Consider the following 19,233-nt stretch of genomic DNA (forward strand, 5'->3'; position numbering starts at 1 on the left):
CCGTAGCACAATATATCCATAATTGCTACTCAAAAACACCATTTACATGCCTACATACTGGACGCAAAATCGCCGCTTTTTTCAACAAAGCCAAATACTTACCTGACTCTGTCAGGGGTAACTTCGGGCTAAACATCGATAAGAAATGAGTCGGGCTTGCGAAAGCAGGCCCGAGTGTTGGGAATCGCAGGTCGCTGATACATCCGTCATCCCGAGCGCAGCGAGGGATCTCCCGCATGGGACGCACAGTGCGCCACTCGCAGGAGATCCCTCGCTACGCTCGGGATGACAGTCGCGACTCACCTTCCACCGATAGCCGGTACGGACTGATTCCGCCTCACTTCCCGATGCAGAAGTCCCGGAAGATCACGTCCAGCAGGTCCTCGACCCCGACCCGACCGGTGATGCGGCCCAGCGCGCGGGCGGCCAGGCGGACGTCCTCGGCCACCAGCTCCGCCGGCGCCACCCCGTCGGCCGATGCCGCCAGCGCCCGGTCCAGCGCCGCCAGGCAGTCGGCCAGCGCCTCGCGGTGGCGCGCGCGCGTCAACGGTGGCGGCGCCAGCATGTTGTCCGATGCCGCCAGCGGCGCCGGATCGTTCGCGCCCGGCGCATCGCCCAGCAGCGTCGCCACCGTGGCGCCCAGCCGGCCCAGCAGCTCCGGCACGCCGGCGCCGGTGCGCGCCGATAGCCGCATGGACGCGATCCCGTGATGCCCTTCCGGGCCGGGATCCGCGGCCCCCAGCAGGTCCGCCTTGTTGACGATCACGAGGTCGGTGTCCGGGCTCCATGTCGAGAGCGCCGCGATCGCATCGTGCGCCAGCGCCGGCCAGTCGAGCGCCTGTCCATCGTCATCCGCGGCCGGCACCACCAGCAGACGCAAATCGGCGGTCTCGGCGCGCGCCCGGGCACGGCGCACGCCCTCCTGCTCGATCGGGTCGTGCGATCGGCGCAGGCCGGCGGTGTCGGCGATGGTGACCGGATAGCCGTCGAGATCGAGATGCACGTCGATCACATCGCGGGTCGTGCCGGCAACGGTCGAGACGATGGCGGCATCGCGCTGCGCGATCAGGTTGAGCAGCGACGACTTGCCGGCATTGGGCGGCCCCACGATCGCGATCGACACGCCGTCGCGCAGCCGCTCGCCACGCCGGTCGGCGAGATGGCCCGCGATCGCCGACCGCAACCCCGCGAGCTCGGGCCGCACCGCCTCGGCGACGCCCTGCGGCAGATCCTCGTCGGGGAAATCGATATCAGCTTCCAGATGCGCCAGCGCCCGCAGGAGGCTGGCGCGCCACGCCTCGTAGAGCCGGCCCAGCGCGCCATCCACCTGCCGCAGCGCCTGGCGCCGCTGCGCCGCGGTCTCGGCCCCCACCAGGTCGGCGACGCCCTCGGCGGCGGTCAGGTCGAGCTTGCCGTGCTCGAACGCCCGGCGGGTGAACTCGCCGGGCTCGGCCAGCCGGCAGAACGGCAGGCGTGCGATCGCCGCCAGCGCCGCGTCGATCACGGCCCGTCCGCCATGGAGATGGAATTCCACGACGTCCTCGCCTGTGTAGGACCGCGGCGCCGCGAAGCGCATGGCCAGCCCGCGATCGATCACCTCGCCGTTGGCGGGATCGAGGAAGGGGCGCAGCACCGGCCGCCGCGGTTCAGGCAGCGCCGGATCGCGCGCCGAGCCGCCGCGTGCGAAAGCGCCAGGCTCGGTGAGGAAGACCAAGGCATCGCAGGCCCGCGGCCCTGACAGGCGGATCACCGCGACCCCGGCGCCGCCGCTGCGCGTGGGCAGGGCCGACGCCAAGGCATAGATCGTGTTGCGCGCAGCGTCAGTCATGGGCGGCGGATATAACGGTCCGCTGCCGCCTGCAACGGTCAGTGGCGCCGGGCAGCAGCCATCGCCCGCTCCGGCGCCGCTCCCACCAATCGTCGTCAAGGATCAAACGGGCGCCCTCAACCTCACTATGACCGGCCGCAGCCGTGCCTATCACCATGCCGCTGGCGGCGTCTTCAGAGCAGGTACGCACTCATGGTTTTGTCGCGCGCCTGCCTTTGTAGCCTTCTGGTATTTCATCACCACCTTGCGGCGGCATACCCGTCTCGCGGCGCATGATTCTGTCGAACGCCGCCCAATCTGCATGGCCTTTTCTTTCAGCGAAGTAGCTTGCCGTGTGCAGGGCAGCGACCTTCTCAGCGACAGCGGTTGCCACGAATTGATTGAGGCTGATGCCCTCCTCGGCGGCGAGCTTCTCAGCGGCCGCTTTGATGGAACTGGGTAGCCGCAAGGCATAGGCAGACGTGGACGTCTTCATGGCACGACCCTCATCAAGGCTTCCGCGGGCAGAAGAACCTCAACAGCAAACCGATTCGCGGCCTCTTCGAAGTCCCGGCGGCAGCGCGGGCTCGAGCCGCTGCCACGAAAAAAGGCCGGGAGGTCGCGTCCCGGCCTTTTCTTCCCTGGGTGTCAGCTTGCGCCGGAGGATGTCACCCGCAGGGGAAATCCATCGATCATCAGCCGTGTACCGATCAACCGTGCACGACTTTTGCGTGCATCAGTCCGTTGAAGCGTACCACGTCTGTCGAGCATGTCACCTGCAAATTTCCCGGCACGCCATCACTGCGCCGGCTTCGGGGCCGGCGCCGGCAGCGGAACGGGGGTCGCCGGTGCCGACGGCTTGGCGGCCGGCGCGGATCCCTTGGCCGAAGCCGGCGTCACCGACGCGGCGACGCCCGATGCGGTGATGCACGACTTGATCTTGTCGTACGCCGCCTTCTTCAGGACCTTCTTCTTCAGCAGATCCTCCGGCGCCGCATAGGGGCGTGCGCGAACGATGGCATTGCTGCGCTGCACGCCGATCTGCGGCAGCTTCTTCAGCGTATCGGTCGTGGCGCTGTTGATGTCGACCTTCTCCTCAGGGCAGGCGTTGCTGGCCTGCGTCGGCTTGGCCGCCGGCTTGGTTCCGGCCGTGGGCGCCTTGGGCGGATCCGTCTTCACCGTCGGTGCCGGCGCGGACGGAGCCGGCGCCGCCGGCGGGGTCGACGGGGTCGTCGTTGTCTGGGGCACCTGCGGCGTGCCGCTGGGCGGCGGCAGGGGCTGCGACTGGACCTGGGCCAGCAGCGGCGTCGCGAGCAAGGCTGCGCCGGCAATCACTGCCGGCAGCACGAACTTCAAACCACGAATCATGAATGACTTCCTCCACATTGACGACCCCGGGGGAAGGGCCGGATGCACACTGAGCTGTCGCAATCGAGGCACGTGTCCCATATCAGCTGCCGGCGACGATAGAAGGCGCCGCAAGACGGCAAAAGTGCGGCGCAAGGGCGCCCTGTCGCCATTTGCGCGTCCTCTGTATGATGGCGGCAAGGAGCACCATGGCAGCCGGTCCCTACGATCATATTCCGCGCCGCCGCGACATCATCGACCGCAAGGCCCTGATGATGGCGATCGAGACGCTGCTGGGCGATTCGCCGGCCGGCACCGAGCCGCCGCGCCCCGCGACGCTGGCCCTGTTCAAGGACGCGCTGGCCAGCGGACGGGCCGAGATCCGCCGCCGGTTTCTCGGCGGCAACGGCGAGAGCCCATCCGACGCCAGGGGCCGCAACGACGGCCCTGCCGTGCTGGCCGCGACGTCGTTCCTGATGGACCAGCTTCTGCGGGTGTTGTTCGACCTCGCCAACGAGCATGTCTTTCCGGCCGCCAATCCGAGCATGGGCGAGCAGATCGCCCTGGTCGCCACCGGCGGCTACGGCCGTGCCGAGCTGGCGCCGCAGTCCGACATCGACCTGCTGTTCCTGAGACCCTACAAGCAGACTCCGCGCGGTGAGCAGATCGTCGAGTACATGCTCTATCTGCTGTGGGATCTCGGGCTGAAGGTCGGGCATGCGACGCGCTCGGTCGAGGAGTGTATCCGCCAAGCTGACAAGGACGTGACGATCCGCACGGCGTTGCTCGAGGTGCGCTACCTGTGGGGCGAAAAGACGCTGTTCGAGACCCTGCGGCGCGACTTCACCCAGAAGTTCCTGACCGGTGATGGCCGCGACTTCGTTGAAGCCAAGCTCGCCGAGCGTGACGCGCGCCACCGGCGCATGGGTGATTCGCGCTACGTCGTGGAGCCCAACGTCAAGGAAGGCAAAGGCGGCCTGCGTGACCTGCAGACGCTCTACTGGATCGCCAAGTACCTGTATCGCGTTGACGATGTCGCCGGCATGGTAACCAAGCACGTGCTGACCCAGAGCGAGGCGCGCCAGTTCCGGCGGGCCGAGCAGTTCCTGGTCACGGTGCGCTGCCATATCCACTATCTCACCGGCCGGCCCGACGATCGCCTGCCGTTCGACCTGCAGCGCGAGATCGCCCAGCTGCTGGGCTACGCCGACCGCCCCGGCTCGCGCGGCGTCGAGCGCTTCATGAAGCACTACTACCTGCACGCCAAGACGGTGGGCGACCTGACGCGCATCTTCGTGGCGGCGCTGGAGGACACGCGGCGGCGCAAGCCGCGGCTGCGCGTGCTGTGGGAGACCTTGCGGCCCAAGCAGCTCGAAGGCTTCCGCATCGACGGCCAGCGGCTGGCGGTGGCGGGCATCGACGACTTCGCCAAGGACCCCGTGCGCTTCCTGCGCCTCTTCCATGTCGCGCAGGAGAACGACATCGACATCCATCCCGCGACGCTGCGGCTGATCACGCAGAACATCAAGCTGGTGGACGCCAGGCTGCGCGACAACCCCGAGGCCAACCGCCTGTTCATGGCGATGCTGACCTCGCGCAAGGATCCCGAGACCACGCTGCGGCGCCTCAACGAGGCCGGCGTGTTCGGACGGTTCGTTCCCGACTTCGGCCGGGTCGTGGCGCAGACCCAGCACGACATGTACCACACCTACACTGTCGACGAGCACACGATCCGCGCCATCGGCATCCTCTCGCGCATCGAGGCGGGCACGCTGAAGGAGGATCTGCCGGTCTCCTCGGAGGTGGTGCACAAGGTGCTGTCGCGCGAGGTGCTCTACCTCGCCGTGCTGCTGCACGACATCGCCAAGGGCCGCGGCGGCGATCACTCGGTGATCGGGGCCGAGGTCGCCAACCAGCTCTGTCCGCGCCTGGGCCTGGATGCCGCCGAGACCGAGACCGTCGCCTGGCTGGTGCGCTACCACCTCGCGATGTCCGCCACCGCGTTCCAGCGCGACCTGCAGGATCCCAAGACGATCAGCGATTTCGCCCAGCTCGTGCAGTCGCCCGAACGCCTGCGGCTGCTGCTGGTGCTCACTGTCTGCGACATCCGCGCCGTCGGCCCCAACGTCTGGAACGGCTGGAAGGCCGCGCTGCTGCGCGAGCTCCATTTCGCCACCGAGCAGGTGCTGTCGGGCGGCACCCTGCAAGGCGGCCGGCGCAGCCGTGTCAGCTGGGCCCAGGCCGAGACCAACAAGCTGCTGGCGGACTGGAGCGAGGCGGACAAGGAGGCCTTTGCCGCCCGTGCCAATGCCGCCTACTGGCTGTCGTTCGAGCCCGCGGTCCTGGCCCGCCACGCCCGCATGATCCACGAGGCCGAGCGCACCGGCGCGCATCTGCGCATCGAGCACCGTGTCGACGCCGAACGCTCGGCCACCGAGGTCACCGTCTACACGGTCGACACGCACGGCCTGTTCGCGCGGCTGGCCGGGGCGATGGCGCTGTCGGGCGCCACGATCGTCGATGCCAAGATCTTCACCCTCAGCAACGGCATGGCCCTGGACACGTTCTGGATCCACGACCTGGAGGGCAAGGCGTTCGACCGCCCCGATCGCCTGGCCCGGCTGCGGGCGCGCATCGAGCTGGCATTGGTCAACCGCCTCGACATTGCCGTCGAGCTGCAGCGCCAGCAGCCGAACTACCCGACCCGCGACCGCGTCTTCACCGTCGAGCCCCGGGTGCTGATCGACAACAACGCCTCCAACAACCACACCGTGCTTGAGGTGAACGGGCGCGACCGTCCCGGCTTCCTGCATGTCGTGACCCGGGCGCTGACCAGCCTCAATCTACAGATCGCATCGGCCCACATCACAACCTACGGCGAGCGTGCCGTCGACGTCTTCTACGTCAAGGACCTGTTCGGCCTGAAGGTTGTCAACCCGCGCAAGCTGGCGGAGATCGAAACCACGGTCGAGGACACGATCCGCGCCTTCGACGCCAAGTTCCATCACCCGCCGGCCCTCGCCCGCAGCGCCGCCGCAAGGTAGCGCCAGATCGAGCACCGGAGAAAGAAGAGCCTTCATGGTGAGCTTGTCGAACCATGAAGGCGACTCACGGCGGTCTGTGCGGGACGCTTCATGGTTCGACAAGCTCACCATGAAGCGCTACTGCAGCGAAAAACGCCAATCCTATCGGGATAGTTTCCCGGATAGCCCTGCGCAAGCGGGGAAAGGCAACAAGAGCCTACTTCTTGCCCGGGTCGACGGCGATCACGCCGGTGCAGGGCTTGCCCCCCGACTCGCAGATCGCATCGGTCACCGTCACCGAAACGATATCGGGGCAATCGACACCCAGCGGCCGCGACATGTCGGGCTGCACGGTGAGGTTGGCGGTCGAGCCCGGTGGGATCGGCTGCTCGATTCCGTCACGGTAGCGGGACCGGAACTCCAGCGTCCGGGATTCGCCCGACTTCAGCGTGAAGCCGAGCACGACCTCGAGGTAATCGAGCATCATCGCCGTGTTGTTCAGGACCTTCAGCGACGGCATGCACGATCCATAGACGACGCGGTCGGCGCCGCGCGATATCTCGATGCGGTCCTGCGCCGCGACCCCGTCGCCGGCGGCCGACACCATCGCGGCCGTGACCAAAAGCGTCGCGAAACGAGCCTGCCCAGCACGCATCGCACCCTCCCTGGTGAACCCTCCCCCAACGCAGTTGGGGGAGGTGGCCGAAGGCCGGAGGGGGAGCCGACGTGATCTCTCAGTCGCAAACACCACGTCGGCTCCCCTCCGCCCCTTCGGGGCACCTCCCCACTGCGTGGGGAGGAAGATGTGTCCGGACGACGCCGACGCTACGCCGTTTCCATGCGGACCGACCCGGCAGCCTCGCGCCGCCGGTCCAGCATCTGCAGGATCGCGGCCGCCGTCTCCTCGATCGAGCGGCGCGTCACGTCGATGCTGGGCCAGCGATTGCGGGCATAGAGCCGGCGGGCGTTCTGCATCTCCTCCTGGACGTGCTCGAGATCCGTGTAGTCGGTCTCGGTCTCCTGCTGCAGCAGATGCAGCCGGTTGCGCCGGATCTGCACCAGGCGCTCGGGGTCGGTCACCAGGCCCACGATCAGGGGCCGCTGCACCGCATCCAGCTCCTCGGGCGGCGGCACCTTGGGCACCAGCGGCACGTTGGCGGCCTTGATGCCGCGATTGGCGAGGTAGACGCAGGTCGGCGTCTTGGAGGTGCGCGACGGGCCGACCAGGATCACGTCGGCATCGTCGAGGTCATGCGTCGACTGCCCGTCGTCATGGGCCAGGGTGTAATGCATGGCATCGATACGGCCGAAATACTCGTCGTCCAGCGCGTGCTGCCGCCCAGGCCACATCGCGGTCTTGCTGTGAAAATGCACCCCCAGCGTGCTCATGACCTGGTCGAGGATGCCGACACAGGGCAGGCCCAGCCGCCGGCAATGCTCCCGCAGCCTGTCGCGCAGCTCGTGGTCGACCAGGGTGTAGAGCACCGGACCGCGGTTCACCTCGATGGCATCGGCCACCTTGTCGATCTGCGCCGGCGTGCGGATCAGTGACCAGACATGCTCGGTGGCGAAGACGCCCTCGAACTGCACCAGGCAGGCTCGCGCCACGCTGGTCACCGTCTCACCCGTCGAGTCGGACACGAGATGGAGGTGAAAGTTTCGTGCGCGGACCGGCATGCCTCTCCGTTTCTCCTGGTGGACCGACTTTACTCCACTGACGGCGCGGGAAAAGGCCTGTATCGCCGGACACGTGATCCCCGCAATCCCCGCCGCGCCGGCCTCGGGCGTTCGGTCATGGACAACAGCCGGTCGGCCCGCCTGCCGCTTGCGCACGTGTGCGTGGCGGCTGCCCCCGCCCCGGGAAAACCGCCGGCGCCACCCGGCTTGCGCTCTTTGTCCCCGCAATCCACGCTTCTGCCGGCCTGAACCGCGCGCAGGCAATCTGCCTGACAAACATCGCTTTTTCTGGACTTGTCAGGTTTGACCCGATACCTGCCCCCAGATGGTGGACTGATGCCGATCGCTCCCGCTTCCCTTTGGATATGAGTCCGCGATCGATTTGATCCCCCGTTCTCCCAGGGCCTGCTATTTCTTCAACCTTCTAAGATTCTATGATTCAGATAATGGAAGAGCGTCAAACTCCTCAGGACCATGCCCTGGATAACCCGCTTGTCCGGGCGCTGAACGGCGAACGTCTGGCAACACCGCCGATCTGGCTCATGCGCCAGGCCGGGCGATACCTGCCCGAGTACCGTGCGCTGCGCACCCAGGCCGGGTCGTTCCTCGACCTTTGCTATGCGCCGGACCTGGCGACCGAGGTGACGCTGCAGCCTATTCGCCGCTATGGCTTCGACGCGGCGATCATCTTCTCGGATATCCTGGTCGTGCCGCAGGCGCTGGGCCGCAAGCTGTGGTTCGAGGAAGGCGAGGGACCGCGGCTCGATCCGCTGGCCGGCCCGGCCGACGTCGCGGCGCTGGCGCCCGAGGGCATCGAGGCGACGCTGCAGCCGGTCTATCAGGCGATCCGCCAGACACGTGCCGCCCTGCCGGCCGCGACGGCCCTGATCGGCTTCTGCGGCGCGCCCTTCACCCTGGCCTGCTACATGATCGAAGGCCGCGGCAGCCGCGACTTCCTGAAGGTCAAGCAATGGGCCTACGGCCATCCCGACAGCTTCCGCCGGCTGACCGAAACGCTGGTGCAGGCCTGCATCGAGCATCTCGACCTGCAGGTCCAGGCGGGCTGCAACGCGGTGCAGATCTTCGACAGCTGGGCCGGCATCCTGCCCGAGGAGCAGCTGTTCCGCTGGTCGGTGCAGCCGATGCAGGCCATTGCCCGCGGCCTGCGGGCGCGTCACCCGACCGTTCCGGTGATCGCGTTCCCGCGCGGCGTCGGCCCGGCGGCGCTGATGTATCGCCGCCTGCCGGAATTCGCGGCGCTGTCGATCGACACCACCATCGGCGCGCATTGGGCGGCCCAGGAGCTGCAGCCGCATATCGCCGTGCAGGGCAATCTCGACCCCGTGATGCTGCTGACCGGCGGGTCGATCATGGTGCATGAGGTGCGGCGCATCCTGGGCAAGCTGTCGGGTGGCCGGCATATCTTCAACCTGGGCCACGGCGTCCTGCCGCAGACGCCGCCCGACAATGTCGCCCGCCTCGTCGAGACGGTCCGCGACTGGACTAGCCGCTGAGCATGAGCCGCGTCGCCGTCGTCCTGTTCAACCTGGGCGGTCCCGATTCACCCGAGGCGGTCGAGCCGTTCCTGCGCAACCTCTTCGCCGACCCGGCGATCCTGCGGGTGCCGGGCTTCGTGCGCCGCTTCCTGGGGCCGTTCATCGCCAGGCGCCGCGCGCCGACGGCGCAGGCGATCTATGCCCGCATCGGCGGCCGTTCGCCGATCCTGCCGCAGACGCAGGCGCAGGCCGCCGCGCTCGACGCGGCGCTGGCGGACAGGTCGCCGGACCATTCCTGCCGTGCCTTCATCGCGATGCGCTACTGGCATCCGTTCAGCGCCCAGACGGCCGCGGCGGTGAAGGCCTACGGGCCCGATAGGGTGGTGCTGCTGCCGCTCTATCCGCAGATGTCGACCACGACGTCGCAGTCGTCGATCGACGACTGGCGGCAGGCGGCGCAATCGGTGGGCCTCGACGCGCCGACCCGGATCGTCTGCTGCTATCCCGTTCAGTCCGGCCTGATCGAGGCGGCGGCGGCGCTGATCCGGCCGCAGATCGACGCCGTGGCCGGCGGGAAGGTACGGCTGCTGTTCTCGGCGCACGGATTGCCGGAAAAGGTGATCCGCGGCGGCGATCCCTATCAATGGCAGGTCGAGTGCACGGCGCGCGCCATCGTCGAGCGGCTCGGGAGCGCGGGCCTCGACTGGGCCGTGTGCTACCAGAGCCGGGTCGGGCCGTTGAAGTGGATCGGCCCGTCGACCGACGACGAGATCAGGCGCGCCGGCGGCGACGGCAAGGCCGTGGTGCTGTTTCCCGTGGCGTTCGTCTCCGAGCACTCGGAGACGCTGGTCGAGCTGGACATCGAGTACCGCGAGCTCGCGCACCGGTCGGGCGTTCCCGCCTATCACCGGGTGGCGACGGTCGGCGTGCAGCCTGCGTTCATCGACGGCTTGGCCGAGCTTGTGCTGCGGACCCTGGCGGAACCGGCGCAGGCCGTGTGCAACGACGGCAGCATGCCGGCCTGCGACTCTCGCTTCCCCACCTGCCTGATGCGGGCATCGTGATGCTGTACCTGGTGCTGAAGTCGCTGCACATCGTGGCCGTGATCGCGTGGATGGCGGGCATGCTCTATCTGCCGCGCCTGTTCGTCTATCACTGCGATGCCGAGCCCGGATCGAAGCAATCCGAGACCTTCAAGGTCATGGAGCGCCGATTGATGCGCGCCATCATCAACCCGGCGATGAGCCTGGCCTGGGTGCTGGGCCTGTCCATGGCCTGGCTCAACGACTACTGGATGCAGGGCTGGTTCATCGCCAAGCTCGTGCTGGTGCTGGCCCTGTCGGGTGTGCACGGCCTGTTCTCGCGCTGGCGCCGCGACTTCGAAGCCGACCGCAACATGAGGCCGGCCCGCTTCTACCGCATCTGGAACGAGGTCCCGACCCTGATCATGATCGGCATCGTGTTCATCGTGGTGATGAAGCCGTTCTGATGCCAGGGCTCGCTGCGAGAATCGCTTCATGGTGAGCCCGTCGAACCATGAAGCGGGCGCACCGCTGCCAGTGCGACGCCTTCATGGTTCGACTCGGTGAATGCGAAGCATTCACCTGTGCTCACCATGAAGGCTATGTTCCCTGGGGCCGGAACATGTCCTACGATCACACCTCGATCGCAGGGAGACGGCATGACGATGGCCACCGCCGACTGGCGCGAGCAGATTTTCGAGACGTTGCAGGGGCACGATATCCGTCAGGTCTACTACGTGCCGGATGCGGGTCATTCGAAGCTGATCGAGGCGTGCCAGAATTCCAACTCGATGCGGGCCATCGTGCTCACCACCGAGGAGGAGGCGATGGCGGGCACCCTGGGTGCCTGGCTCGGCGGCGAGAAGAGCGTCACCCTGATGCAGTCATCGGGCGTCGGCAACTGCATCAACATGCTGGGGCTGAGCAAGACGCTGCGCTATCCCATGCTGATGCTGATCACCATGCGCGGCGATTTCGGCGAGATGAATCCCTGGCAGAATGCGATGGGCCAGGCAACGCCCAAGGTCCTGGAGGCGACCGGCTGCATCGTGTTCGCCGTCGACCGGCCGGAGGACGTGCAGCCGACGGTGAACGCCGCCGCCAACATGGCCTTCGAGGGCAACCAGGCCGTCGCCGTCCTGCTGCGCCAGAAGCTGATCGGCGCCAAGAGCTTCGGGAAGAACTGAGATGACCGCCACGCTCCACCGCCGCGACGTGGTCAAGGCGCTGATGCAGGATCCGACCGACGATCTGCTGGTGATCGCCGGCCTGGGCCAGTGCACCTGGGACATCACCGCCGCCGGCGACCGGCCGCAGAACCTGCCACTCTGGGGCGGCATGGGCGGCACGGTGATGATCGGCCTGGGCCTGGCGCTGGCGCAACCGCGCAAGCGGGTGCTGGTGATAACCGGTGACGGCGACATGCTGATGGGCCTGGGCTCGCTGGCCACGGTGGCGGCGCAGCGTTCGGCCAACCTCGCCATCGTGGTGCTCGACAACGAGAAGTTCGGTGAGACCGGCAACCAGGCGACGCACACTGCGCCGGTGGCCGCCGGGCCGAGCGATCGCGGCGCCGGCACCGACCTCACGGCCGTGGCGCGGGGCTGCGGCATCGCCGACTGCGCCACCGTGACGGCAGAGGCCGAGGTGGCGCAGCTGGTCAGGGACGCGCGCGCCAAGGCGGGGCCGATCTTCCGCACCGTCAAGGTGATGGTCGAGACGTTGCCGGCCGCCATGCCGCCCAAGGACGGCGCCCATCTGAAGGACCGCTTCCGCCAGGCCGTGCTGGGCGCGGCCTGACCTCCGGCTGTTTATTTGCGGCGCCGCCTTTCGTTCCGTTGCCGGCGCGACGGGCGATGCGCATATGGGCTGAACGCCTGTGGGCTTGGCTGGTATTTTCCGTATTTTGCGACGTTTGCGTCACGGGGTTTTTGCGGGTTGTTTTTGATCGATAAGCAATTTCAATAACTTAGCTTCTTGGGGCGGCGTCCGTGTCCCCGACCGTCACCCTGCATCTGCTGACCCTGGCGCGGGCCCTGCGGGCCTTCGCCGACGGGCTGGTGAGCGTGCTGCTGCCGCTGTATCTGCTGCGGCTGGGCTACGACGCCTTCGATGTCGGCATGATCGCCACGGCCACCATGCTGGGCTCGGCGCTGCTGACGCTGGCGGTCGGCCTGTGGTCGGCGCGTCTGCCGCGCCACGCCGTGCTGCTGGCCGGCAGCGGGCTGATGGTGGCGACCGGGCTCGCCTTCTTCAGCCTCGAGGCCTTCTGGGCGCTGCTGCTGGCGGCCGTGATCGGCACGCTCAACCCGTCGGTTGGCGATGTCAGCCTGTTCCTGCCGGCCGAGCAGGCGCGCATGGCCGACCTGGCGGCGCCGGAGCGGCGCACGACGGTGTTCGCGCGCTACAGCCTGTTCGCGAGCCTGGCGGGCGCCGCCGGCACCGGCGCGGCGGAGCTGTTCGACCGGCTGGCCTGGCCGCCGGCCACGGCCTTCCTCAGCTATGTCGTGGCCGGCCTGGCGCTGGCGCTGATCTATGCCGTGTCCATGCCGCGCGCCGAGCCGATGGCCGAGGCGCCGCGGGCCGGGCTGTCGCCGCAGACGCGGCGTCCGATCCTGGTGCTGACGGCGTTGTTCTGCATCGATGCCTTCGGCGGCGGCTTCGTGCTGCAGTCGTTGATCGCGCTGTGGCTCTACGACCGCTTCGGCTTCTCCGTCACCGACGCCAGCCGCACGCTGTTCGTGATGAGCATGCTGGGCGCCTTCTCCCATCTTGCCGCGCCCTGGGTGGCGCGCCGTATCGGGCTGGTGAACACCATGGTGTTCACGCACCTGCCGGCCAACCTCTTCCTGCTGCTGGCACCGTTCGCGCCCAGCCTCGAGGTCGCGCTGGTGCTGCTGTTCCTGCGCAGCGCGCTCTCGTCGATGGACGTGGCGCCGCGCACGGCGCTGATCCTGTCGCTGGTGCCGCCGGCCGAGCGCGCCGCCGCGACCAGTGTGACGGCCGTGCCGCGGGCCCTGGCGGCGGCCGGCGCGCCGATCATCGCCGGCTGGCTGCTGGCGTCGTCGCCCTTCGGCTGGGCCGTCGTGGTGGGCGGCGCGCTGAAGGCCAGCTACGATATCCTGCTGCTGCTCGTCGGGAGGCGGCTCGCGCGTGAACGCCCATAGGAGATGATGATGGCCAAGTCGAAGGTGAAGCCCCAGTCCAAGCCAAAGCCCAAGCCTGCCAATCCGAAGGTGTTCAAAAAGGGCCTGGAGATCCGCAAGGCGGTGCTGGGCAAGGAGTATGTCGAGAACTCTCTGGCCAATGCCGACGACTTCATGATGGCCTTCCAGGAAATCACCACCGAGTATTGCTGGGGCTATGTCTGGGGCCGCGACGGCTTGCCCAAGAAGACGCGCAGCATGCTGAACCTCGCCATGCTGGCGGCGCTCAACCGCGGCCCCGAGCTCAAGCTGCATATCAACGGCGCGCTGACCAACGGCGTCACCAAGGAGGAGATGAAGGAGATCTTCCTGCAGGTCGGCATCTATTGCGGCATCCCGGCCTGCCTCGACGCCTTCAAGACGGCGAAGGACGTGTTCAAGGAGCGCGGCGTCTAGGATCCGGCCGATTGCGGCGCCGATGGCGCACGACATCGTGATCCGCGCCGCCGCGGTCGACGAGGCCGCGGCTATGCCTTGAGGCGTGCCGCGTACTCGGCCTCGATCTTCATCGTACGCTGCAGCGCCGGACGCGCCTCCAGGCGCGCGACATAGGCGCCGAGCTCGGGACGTGCCGGCAACAGCTTGTTGGCGAGGCAGAAACGCACCATCGAGCCCAGCACGACGTCGGCGGCGGTGAACTGCTTTCCCAGTAGGTACGGGCCGCCGCGCACGGCGCCGGCGAGAGTCTCGATGACCGTCTCGTAGCTGCCCCAGCTGGTCTGGACGGATGGCACCGGCCACTTGTTCGTCTGCACCATCACGGCCGGCTCGACATTGCTTGCGGCGTAGAACAGCCAGGTCAGGTACGACGCGCGCTCGGGCGCGTCGGTGGCCGGCGCCAGTCCGGCACCGGGGAAGCGGTCGGCGAGGTAGGCGCAGATCGCCGCCGAATCGCGGATGATGTGCTCGCCGTCGCGCAGTGTCGGCACCTTTCCTGTCGGATTGATCGCGAGGTAGGCCGGGTTTCTCTGCTCGCCCTTGTGGGTGTCGATCAGCCGCAGGGCATAGGGCTCGTCCAGCTCCTCCAGCATCCAGAGCCCGCGTGATGCGCGGGTGAACGGCGAATAGTAGAGCGTCAGCGGCCGAGCCATGACGGGTCGCTCTCTCGATCGGTGGGATGGGCCGGGATTAAGCATGGCGATCGTGACGGAAGTGTGGGTGCATCCGGCCCGTGGAAAACGGCTTGACGGAACGCGGATCGCGGCGCGTTGTGGCGGCATGGGGCAACGTCTGCGGGGTATCGCCCGATGGATGTGTCGGCGTGGCTCGAGCAGCTCGGACTTGGGGAATACGCAGCCGCGTTCGCGGCCAACCATGTCGACGCCGCCACCTTGCATCAGCTCACGGCCGACGATTTGCGCGAGATCGGTGTCGGCTCGGTCGGCCATCGACGACGGCTGCTCGATGCCATCGCGCAGCTCAAGGCTGCGGCGCCGACGGCCGAGGCCGCAACCGCGCTCGATACGGAGCGCCGGCCGGTGGCGGTGCTGTTCGCCGATCTCTGCGGCTTCACGGCGCTATCGCGTGATCTGCCCGATGAACGCCTGCACGCCCTGCTGGACGGGTACCTGACAGCCGCTGACACGATCGTGAAGCGTCACGGCGGCATGGTCGACAAGCATATCGGCGACGCCGTGATGGCCTTGTTCGGCGCGCCGCTGGCGCATGACGATGATGTCGTGCGCGCCGTGCGCGCGGCCCTGGAGCTGCGTGCCCGGATGCCCGCGCTGTCGGGCGAGCTGGGCCGCGAGCTTGCGATGCATGCCGGCCTCACCGTCGGCGAGGTGATCGTCGGCGGCTCCGGCGGCGGCTACACCGCGGTCGGCGAGACCGTGAACCTGGCGGCACGGCTCACGGCCCTGGCCCCGGCCGGCGAGATCTTCGTGTCGGAGCCGGTACGGCGCACGTTGACGGGCCGGGCGATGTTCGAGGCCCGCGGCCGCCATGCGCTGAAGGGCTTCGCCGAACCCGTCGATGTCTGGCGGCTGTCAGGGCTTGTCGACCGCGATGCGGCGGAACCGACGCCGTTCGTCGGTCGCGGCGCCGAGCTGGCCCAGATCGCGGCGCTGGTCGAGAGCTGCCGTGCGCGATGCGCCGGCGCGGTGATCTACGTGCGCGGCGAGCCGGGGATCGGCAAGAGCCGTCTGGTCGGCGAGACCCGCGCCCTGGCGGTGGCATCCGGCATCGCCTGCCATGTCTGCCACGTCCTGGATTTCGGTGCCGGCCATGAGCGCGATCCGCTGCGGCGGCTCGCCGACAGCCTGCTCGGGCTGGTGCCGGACTCGGTGCCGGCGGTACGTGCCGCAGCCGTGGCCGGGGTGGTCGCCGCTGCTGCCGTCGAGCCGCGCCTGGAAGCCTTCCTTCGGGAGCTTGCCGAAGCGCCGCTGACGCCGGGCCTGCGCGGCCTGATCGACGCCTCCGACGAAGCCAGCCGCCGTGCCGGCCGCCACGAGGCGATGGCGATGCTCGTCGAGCGGGCGCTGGCCGATTCGCCTCTGCTGCTCGTGGTCGAGGACCTCCATTGGGCCGACGCGGCGCTGGTCGAGGCGCTGCTGCGCGTGTCGCGCATCGCCACCGACCGGCCGCTGATCCTGGCGCTGACCTCGCGACCCGAGAACGAGCGCCTGTACGAGGCGCTGCGCCTGCAGCCCGGCGGCGCACCGCTGGCCACGATCGATCTGGGGCCGCTGCGGGCGCAGGATGCGGTTGCGATCGTCGGCCATGTGGCGCGCCTGCCCGAGGCGATCCAGCAGCGATGCATCGAACGCGCCGGCGGCAATCCCTTGTTCCTGGAGCAGCTTCTGCGCAACGCCGCCGAAGTGGCCGGCGAGCTGCCGCCGTCGCTGCGCGGGCTGATCGTGGCGCGGGTCGATCGGCTGGGCGCGGCCGATCGGGCTGCGATCCATGCCGCCGCCGTGCTGGGCCAGCGCTTCGATATCGCGGCGCTGCGGGCTGTCGTCGTCAACCCGGCCTATGTCGCGGATCGGCTGCTGCAGGCCGGCCTCCTGCGCGCCGACGGCATGGAACTGGTGTTCGCCCATGCGCTGATCTGCGAGGCGGTGCAGCGCTCGCTGCTGGCCCAGCCGCGCCGCGTGCTGCACGGCCGCGCCGCGGCCTGGTTCGCCGGCCGTGATCCCATCCTGCGGGCTTCGCATCTCGATCGCGCCGAATCGCCCGAGGCGGCCGATGCCTACCGTGTCGCGGCGGAGGATCGGCTGCAGCGCTATCGTCCGGCCGAGGCGCTGCCCCTGGCCGCGCGCGGCCTGGAGCTGGCGGCGGAGCCGGCCAGCCGCGCTGCGCTGCTGCTGCTCAAGGGCGACGTGCTGTTGGACGGTGGACGTGCGCGGGAGGCGCTGGCCGCCTATCAGGAGATGCTGCAGGTCGGCGGTGATGACCGCAGCCGCAGCCTGGCGCTTCTGGGCAGCGCCTCGGCGCGTCGCATCCTCGATGACCTGCCGACGGCGCTCGACGATGTCGCGGCGGCGCAGGGATTGGCTGAGAAGGGCGGCTGGCTCGATATCCAGGCGCGCTGCCGGTTCACCCGCGGCAATCTCTGCTTCCCGCAAGGACGGGTCGAGGAATGCCTGGTCGAGCATGAGGCGGCGTTGGACTTGGCCGAGCGCGCGGGCAGCGCCGAAGCCAAGGCGCGGGCGCTGGGCGGGCTGGGTGATGCCGAGTACGCGCGCGGCCGGCTGGTCACCTGCGGCGCCCATTTCCAGCGCTGCGTCGAGGAAAGCCGCCGCATCGGCCTGGGCCGGGTCGAGGTGTCCAACCTGCCGATGTATGCCCACACGCTGCTCTTCGCGTTGCGGCTGGATGAAGCCATCGCGGTGGCCCGCGAAAGCGTGGCGCTGGCGGTCGCTGTCGGCCAGAAGCGGGCCGAGATGATCGCCAACCATGCCTGTGTCGGCGCCCTTCTCGAGCTCGCCGGCTACGACGAGGCGCGGCTGCGGCTGCAGCGTTGCCGCGCGATCGTGAAGGAGCTGGAAGCCTGGCGCTTCGAGCCTGAGAATCTCGCCTTCCTTGCCGACGTCGAGCTGGCGGAGGGCCGGCATGACGTCGCGCGCTCCCTTGTCGGCGAGGGCCTGGTCCTGGCGCGCAAGACGGGCATGGCCTACTGGGGCCCGGCCCTGCTGGCCTTCAACGCCCGGCTCAGCGACCAGGCCGATGCACGCGATGCGCTGGTCGGCGAATGCGAGACGCTGCTGGGCGGCAACGTCCTTGCCCATAACCACTACCTGGCACGGCATCACCTGATCGCGCTGGGCCGCGACATGGGCGATCCGGACTTCATCGAGCAGCAATGCGGGCGCCTCTCGGCCTACTACTGCCAGGAGGCCATGCCACTGGCCGACTTCATGGCCCGCCGCGGCCGGGTGCTGGCTGCGGCGCTGCGCGGCAAGCTGTCGCGCGAGATGGCCGCCGAGGCGCAGGCCCTGCGCGACTGGTCAGCCCGCATCGGCGCTGTGCGCCTCGCGGCCGGCCTCGACGCCTGAAAACAGTCTCTCACCATGCCGCTTGCCTGGCCCGGCGCGGCGGGGAAGGATCGGTGCTGGTTGTGGGACAACGACAGAACGATGCATCGAGGAGACGTCATGACGGTCAAGCGCAGGAGCCTGCTGGGGGGCATGGCCTCGGTGGCGGGGGCGGCGGTCCTGCCGCGCGCGGCCCGGGCGGATGCCTGGCCAGACAAGCCGATCACCTGGATCAACCCGTTTCCGGCCGGCGGCGGCACCGACGTGTTCGCCCGGCCGCTGGCGGCCCGGCTGACCGAGGCGCTGGGCCAGCAGGTGCTGATCGACAACAAGGGCGGCGCCGGCGGCACGGTCGGCGCGGCGCAGGCGGCCAAGGCCCGGCCCGACGGCTACACCTTCTTCGTCGGCGCCATCCATCACACCATCGCGCCCAGCATCTACAAGAAGCTGGAGTACGACCTGGAGAAGGACTTCGTGCCGATCACCATGATCGCGCTGGTGCCGCAGGTGGTGTCGATCCATCCGCAGCGTGTGCCGGCAGCCACGCTCAAGGAATTCATCGACTACGCCACGGCCAATCCCGGCAAGATCAACTATGCCTCGCCCGGCGCCGGCACGGCGCATCACCTCGCCGGCGAGCTGTTCCAGATCCTGACCAGGATCAAGCTGACGCATGTGCCATTCCGTGGCGCCGGCCCGGCGATGCAGGACCTGCTGGCCGGCCAGGTCGACATGATGTTCGACGGACGGCATGGGCACGTCGGCGCAGCCGATCCGCACCGGACGGCTCAAGGGACTGGCCGTCGCTACGCGCGAGCGCGTGACGGCGTTCTCCGAGATCCCCACCGCGCTCGAGCTCGGCGTGCCGGGATGGGAAGTCTCGACCTGGTACGGCGTCTGGGCGATCAAGAACACGCCCGCGCCGGTGGTCGAGCGCATGCACGCCGAGATCGCGAAGGCGCTGCAGCATCCGGAGATGCAGAAGATCTGGGCCGAGCAATCGGCGCAGGCGGGCGGCGAGTCGCGCGCCGACTTCGCCAAGCGCATCCGCGGCGAGATCGAGAAATGGGCCAAGGTCTGCCAGGAAGCAAGCGTGAAGCTAGAGTAGAGTTCGAGGAAAGATCGCTTCATGGTGAGCTTGTCGAACCATGAAGCGCCCTCTCCCACCTCCGTGCGAGGC

16 protein-coding genes are annotated in these 19,233 nt (G+C 68.5%); 10 read left to right on the forward strand and 6 right to left on the reverse strand.

Features of this window, described 5'->3' with window-relative positions:
• Nucleotides 1-337: 337 nt before the first annotated feature.
• The 3 genes from mnmE to FHP25_RS12470 all read right to left on the reverse strand — a co-directional run bounded on the left by mnmE (nt 338) and on the right by FHP25_RS12470 (nt 3,175).
• Nucleotides 338-1,828, reverse strand: coding sequence for a tRNA uridine-5-carboxymethylaminomethyl(34) synthesis GTPase MnmE (gene mnmE / locus FHP25_RS12460; RefSeq protein WP_147847264.1), 1,491 nt, complete (start codon nt 1,826-1,828; stop codon nt 338-340).
• Nucleotides 1,829-2,018: 190 nt separating this feature from the next.
• Nucleotides 2,019-2,303, reverse strand: coding sequence for a toxin-antitoxin system HicB family antitoxin (locus FHP25_RS12465; protein WP_147847265.1), 285 nt, complete (start codon nt 2,301-2,303; stop codon nt 2,019-2,021).
• Nucleotides 2,304-2,605: 302 nt separating this feature from the next.
• A complete protein-coding gene (locus FHP25_RS12470; protein WP_147847266.1) occupies nt 2,606-3,175 on the reverse strand; it encodes a helix-hairpin-helix domain-containing protein in 570 nt (189 codons plus the stop codon).
• 188 nt (nt 3,176-3,363) lie between these two features.
• Between FHP25_RS12470 and FHP25_RS12475 the strand changes: the two genes are divergently transcribed.
• Nucleotides 3,364-6,198, forward strand: a complete 2,835-nt coding sequence (locus tag FHP25_RS12475) for a [protein-PII] uridylyltransferase (RefSeq protein WP_147847267.1) — start codon at nt 3,364-3,366, stop codon at nt 6,196-6,198.
• A 196-nt stretch (nt 6,199-6,394) separates the two neighbouring features.
• On the opposite strand, the gene FHP25_RS12480 is transcribed toward FHP25_RS12475, so the two are convergent.
• Both FHP25_RS12480 and FHP25_RS12485 read right to left on the reverse strand, forming a co-directional pair.
• The gene (locus FHP25_RS12480) at nt 6,395-6,832 is read right to left on the reverse strand and encodes a hypothetical protein (RefSeq protein ID WP_147847268.1); all 438 of its coding nucleotides are present in this window, start codon (nt 6,830-6,832) and stop codon (nt 6,395-6,397) included.
• Between the two features lie 170 nt (nt 6,833-7,002).
• On the reverse strand, nt 7,003-7,854 hold the full coding sequence (locus FHP25_RS12485; RefSeq protein WP_147847269.1) for a pyruvate, water dikinase regulatory protein: 852 nt from the start codon (nt 7,852-7,854) through the stop codon (nt 7,003-7,005).
• A gap of 446 nt (nt 7,855-8,300) precedes the next feature.
• On the opposite strand from FHP25_RS12485, the gene hemE reads away from it, so the two are divergent.
• The 7 genes from hemE to FHP25_RS12520 all read left to right on the forward strand — a co-directional run bounded on the left by hemE (nt 8,301) and on the right by FHP25_RS12520 (nt 13,974).
• Nucleotides 8,301-9,368, forward strand: a complete 1,068-nt coding sequence (hemE, locus tag FHP25_RS12490; protein ID WP_147847270.1) for a uroporphyrinogen decarboxylase — start codon at nt 8,301-8,303, stop codon at nt 9,366-9,368.
• Nucleotides 9,369-9,370: 2 nt separating this feature from the next.
• Nucleotides 9,371-10,414, forward strand: a complete 1,044-nt coding sequence (gene hemH / locus FHP25_RS12495) for a ferrochelatase (protein ID WP_147847271.1) — start codon at nt 9,371-9,373, stop codon at nt 10,412-10,414.
• On the forward strand, nt 10,414-10,839 hold the full coding sequence (hemJ, locus tag FHP25_RS12500; RefSeq protein ID WP_147847405.1) for a protoporphyrinogen oxidase HemJ: 426 nt from the start codon (nt 10,414-10,416) through the stop codon (nt 10,837-10,839). The genes hemH and hemJ overlap by 1 nt, the downstream gene beginning before the upstream one ends.
• 192 nt (nt 10,840-11,031) lie before the next feature.
• Nucleotides 11,032-11,559: a thiamine pyrophosphate-binding protein gene (locus FHP25_RS12505; protein ID WP_218578348.1), complete on the forward strand. Its 528-nt coding sequence runs from the start codon at nt 11,032-11,034 to the stop codon at nt 11,557-11,559.
• A 1-nt stretch (nt 11,560) separates the two neighbouring features.
• A complete protein-coding gene (locus FHP25_RS12510; protein WP_147847272.1) occupies nt 11,561-12,172 on the forward strand; it encodes a thiamine pyrophosphate-dependent enzyme in 612 nt (203 codons plus the stop codon).
• Between the two features lie 191 nt (nt 12,173-12,363).
• On the forward strand, nt 12,364-13,539 hold the full coding sequence (locus FHP25_RS12515) for an MFS transporter (RefSeq protein ID WP_178133480.1): 1,176 nt from the start codon (nt 12,364-12,366) through the stop codon (nt 13,537-13,539).
• A gap of 9 nt (nt 13,540-13,548) precedes the next feature.
• A complete protein-coding gene (locus FHP25_RS12520) occupies nt 13,549-13,974 on the forward strand; it encodes a carboxymuconolactone decarboxylase family protein (RefSeq protein ID WP_147847273.1) in 426 nt (141 codons plus the stop codon).
• Nucleotides 13,975-14,045: 71 nt separating this feature from the next.
• Here FHP25_RS12520 and FHP25_RS12525 read toward each other — a convergent pair whose 3' ends face one another.
• Nucleotides 14,046-14,669, reverse strand: a complete 624-nt coding sequence (locus FHP25_RS12525) for a glutathione S-transferase family protein (protein WP_178133481.1) — start codon at nt 14,667-14,669, stop codon at nt 14,046-14,048.
• A 156-nt stretch (nt 14,670-14,825) separates the two neighbouring features.
• On the opposite strand from FHP25_RS12525, the gene FHP25_RS12530 reads away from it, so the two are divergent.
• Nucleotides 14,826-18,074, forward strand: a complete 3,249-nt coding sequence (locus FHP25_RS12530) for an adenylate/guanylate cyclase domain-containing protein (protein ID WP_147847275.1) — start codon at nt 14,826-14,828, stop codon at nt 18,072-18,074.
• A 15-nt stretch (nt 18,075-18,089) separates the two neighbouring features.
• Nucleotides 18,090-19,205: a Bug family tripartite tricarboxylate transporter substrate binding protein gene (locus FHP25_RS42835; protein WP_218578349.1), complete on the forward strand. Its 1,116-nt coding sequence runs from the start codon at nt 18,090-18,092 to the stop codon at nt 19,203-19,205.
• The last annotated feature ends 28 nt before the right edge of the window (nt 19,206-19,233 follow it).

The organism is Vineibacter terrae (genome assembly GCF_008039615.1).
Taxonomy (GTDB): Bacteria; Pseudomonadota; Alphaproteobacteria; order Reyranellales; family Reyranellaceae; genus Vineibacter; species Vineibacter terrae.

Coding starts and splice junctions, on each gene's coding strand:
- mnmE (WP_147847264.1), bottom strand. CDS start 1,828: ATGACTGACGCTGCGCGCAACACGATCTATGCCTTGGCGTCGGCCCTG.
- FHP25_RS12465 (WP_147847265.1), bottom strand. CDS start 2,303: ATGAAGACGTCCACGTCTGCCTATGCCTTGCGGCTACCCAGTTCCATC.
- FHP25_RS12470 (WP_147847266.1), bottom strand. CDS start 3,175: ATGATTCGTGGTTTGAAGTTCGTGCTGCCGGCAGTGATTGCCGGCGCA.
- FHP25_RS12475 (WP_147847267.1), top strand. CDS start 3,364: ATGGCAGCCGGTCCCTACGATCATATTCCGCGCCGCCGCGACATCATC.
- FHP25_RS12480 (WP_147847268.1), bottom strand. CDS start 6,832: ATGCGTGCTGGGCAGGCTCGTTTCGCGACGCTTTTGGTCACGGCCGCG.
- FHP25_RS12485 (WP_147847269.1), bottom strand. CDS start 7,854: ATGCCGGTCCGCGCACGAAACTTTCACCTCCATCTCGTGTCCGACTCG.
- hemE (WP_147847270.1), top strand. CDS start 8,301: ATGGAAGAGCGTCAAACTCCTCAGGACCATGCCCTGGATAACCCGCTT.
- hemH (WP_147847271.1), top strand. CDS start 9,371: ATGAGCCGCGTCGCCGTCGTCCTGTTCAACCTGGGCGGTCCCGATTCA.
- hemJ (WP_147847405.1), top strand. CDS start 10,414: ATGCTGTACCTGGTGCTGAAGTCGCTGCACATCGTGGCCGTGATCGCG.
- FHP25_RS12505 (WP_218578348.1), top strand. CDS start 11,032: ATGACGATGGCCACCGCCGACTGGCGCGAGCAGATTTTCGAGACGTTG.
- FHP25_RS12510 (WP_147847272.1), top strand. CDS start 11,561: ATGACCGCCACGCTCCACCGCCGCGACGTGGTCAAGGCGCTGATGCAG.
- FHP25_RS12520 (WP_147847273.1), top strand. CDS start 13,549: ATGGCCAAGTCGAAGGTGAAGCCCCAGTCCAAGCCAAAGCCCAAGCCT.
- FHP25_RS12525 (WP_178133481.1), bottom strand. CDS start 14,669: ATGGCTCGGCCGCTGACGCTCTACTATTCGCCGTTCACCCGCGCATCA.
- FHP25_RS12530 (WP_147847275.1), top strand. CDS start 14,826: ATGGATGTGTCGGCGTGGCTCGAGCAGCTCGGACTTGGGGAATACGCA.
- FHP25_RS42835 (WP_218578349.1), top strand. CDS start 18,090: ATGCCGCTTGCCTGGCCCGGCGCGGCGGGGAAGGATCGGTGCTGGTTG.